At 58.5% G+C, this 2,364-nt stretch carries 3 protein-coding genes; all 3 read right to left on the minus strand.

Annotated elements, in window-relative coordinates:
• Positions 1-140: 140 nt before the first annotated feature.
• The gene (locus tag LNV28_RS24920; RefSeq protein WP_263521360.1) at positions 141-434 is read right to left on the minus strand and encodes a hypothetical protein; all 294 of its coding nucleotides are present in this window, start codon (positions 432-434) and stop codon (positions 141-143) included.
• A 365-nt stretch (positions 435-799) separates the two neighbouring features.
• Positions 800-1,294 (minus strand): SUKH-3 domain-containing protein, encoded by a 495-nt coding sequence (locus LNV28_RS24925; protein ID WP_263521109.1) that lies wholly within the window; start codon positions 1,292-1,294, stop codon positions 800-802.
• 595 nt (positions 1,295-1,889) lie between these two features.
• On the minus strand, positions 1,890-2,364 hold a 475-nt coding region (locus LNV28_RS24930; RefSeq protein WP_263569072.1), incomplete at its 5' end, for a hypothetical protein.

Here is a 2,364-nt window from a genome sequence, read left to right on the forward strand (position 1 = left end):
CCGGTAGGGAGTTTTTTTACAGCCTCAACGTTCGAGCTGAGGGGCCGCAGCCAGCTGGCCGCGCGGAGCTGAAAATATACAGGCAGCACAGCGCGGCCAGCTGGCGAAGGTCCACTCGAGCGAAGGGTTAGGTTGCTTGCTCACGTTTCGGCCGAAAAAAAGGTAAACCCGGAAGGCCTGTCCACCAAGCCACGGATGAAGCCAACTGGCTCGCATTCGGAGGCAACAAGCGCCAGGGAGTTCGCGCCAGGCTGAGACGCGTACGGCTCAGTTCGCCACTCCTGCGCCACCACGTTTATGGCTGCACGCTCCGCGCTTTCTGGAGCCTTGGCCCAAACAATTCGGGTAGTGAAGAAGCCTGCAATTGGCGGCGCTTCGTCTGCAGAATCGATGCGAAGGCCATTACCTTCGAGCAGCACGCGAAAGAACGGCATTCTTGGAGCAACCTAACGTTGAAGCTCAGCGGTCGGCGAAGCCGTCCGCTGCAGCGACCTGTTGTGCGGAGCCATGTTGAAAGCCCCACGGGTTGAAAGCAAAAACTGTACATCGGAGCCACACCCACGTTGCGAGCGCCCGAGGCGACAGGCTCGCCGCAAACCCAAAGACTCGCCGCGCGCCATGGAAAGTGCACGCCCGACTTTTCCTGAACCGGCGAAATCTCTGCTGGCAAAGCCTGATACCGGTGGGGTGACGACCGAGCTGGTAAACCGCTGCGGAAATTGCTCCGCGTGATCGCGCCAAACGCGCAACCGGCCACGGCTCTTTGATGAAGGATTAGCCTGCTGCACAACGTTCGCGCTCAGCGGTCGGCGAAGCCGTCCGCTGCAGCAAAGGGTTGAACATCACGCGGCATTGAGGCGCCGATCTGATAGCCAAAAATCAATGTCTTCATGATGTCGCCAAAGCAGCCTACCAACCGATACAAGCATTCGTCAGCATCCGTGAAAGCGAAGTACGAACCGTCATCGCTTACGAACAAGATCATGTGATCGTTATGCGCATTTGCGAAGGCTGCACAAGAGCCGATTTGGAATCGCCACGGTGAGAGAAGCTCAGCAACATCTGCACGGTGCGAGCGGTAGAAATATACGTTGCTCGCTGCGGCCTCTGTACCAGGACCGCAGCTTCCGACTTGCAGGCCAGCGTATTGGCGCAGGATCGCATCCACGCGCGATTTCGCTGTTGTTGGAATGCCTGCTTGGACAGCGATCGCTTCGCTGGCCGTCCAACCCGCTGCCTCGAAGATGGGCTGAATTGCCTCTGGTAGATCGACCATACTTTCAGTGATGTTCAACGTTTGAGATGAGAGGTGTGACCCGGCTTGCCGGGGCACGTCCTCTCGATTGAAGGGTTGGGCGTCATTTCGCCGCTGGGCTTGCTTGTGAATTGGACCACCGCTTTTCAAGCACCAGTGCTCTATGGAGCACTTGCTGAGGGAGGCCTTTCTTCTCGGACAGTGATTGCAGCGCTTGAGCAATGTCTCGGCTTACCGGAAACCCGCCCTCAAGCCATGACACGGCTAGCGCTGGCCAGTGCTCTCCCCATGAGCCAAGAGCGAAAAGTACAAGCCGTTCCAGTGAAATGCTCTCGATGCACGCAGGCGGGATTCCGACTGCGGCAAGACTGGCTTGCAGTTGAAGCTCTACGTCCTGAAGTGAGTGTTCAAGGAGCGGCAGTAAGGCAACGTAGTTTCTGCCTGAATTGACGGCTTCCATTGCCTGTGGCGACGTGCCAAGGCACGCACAGACTTCAGTGATGGATTTGCTCGGCATGCGCTCTATGACGCCCAACGTTCGAGCTGAGCCGGCCGCGGCGGCAGGACGCGGAAGGCCGAGAATGAAATGACGGCCTGCCGCGGAATGCCGTTGCGGGTCGGATCGAGCGACCGGTTATGCGTCGAATTCATGGAGAACCTCTGCAGTTTCAGGCTCCGACGAGGCGAAGACGCTGACGCAGCCATTGCCAGTGACAACTAGCCATTCGCGTCGTTTGGTTGCATAACCCTGCAAGGCCGATTCCTCTTCTGACCAACCGCCGGCTTGCACCTCAAGCACATGGTGCCCACGAGGGAAGTCCTCCGAGGACCAGTACCGCGCGAGTTCCACCTCGTCCAAGTAGCGAAGCGCGGCTGCATCTCGGAACCATATCCGGAGGCCTTGAACCCGTCCATCGGGCAAACGTTCCCTGGCAACGATGATGACGAGCCCGCCTGAGTCGAGCGTCAGACTCTGGATGTCCGACTCCTCGCGAACTCCTTGAGCTGAGGTGAAGGCTGACGCTTTAAGACGCATAACGAGGCTGTCCAATAACCCGATATCCCCAACCACCCGCACTACTCTGGGCGTGTGAATGTCGGCGAAGGCG

Source organism: Paucibacter sp. DJ2R-2 (assembly GCF_025717675.1).
Classification (GTDB): Bacteria; Pseudomonadota; Gammaproteobacteria; order Burkholderiales; family Burkholderiaceae_C; genus Paucibacter_A.

Coding starts and splice junctions, on each gene's coding strand:
- LNV28_RS24920 (WP_263521360.1), bottom strand. CDS start 434: ATGCCGTTCTTTCGCGTGCTGCTCGAAGGTAATGGCCTTCGCATCGAT.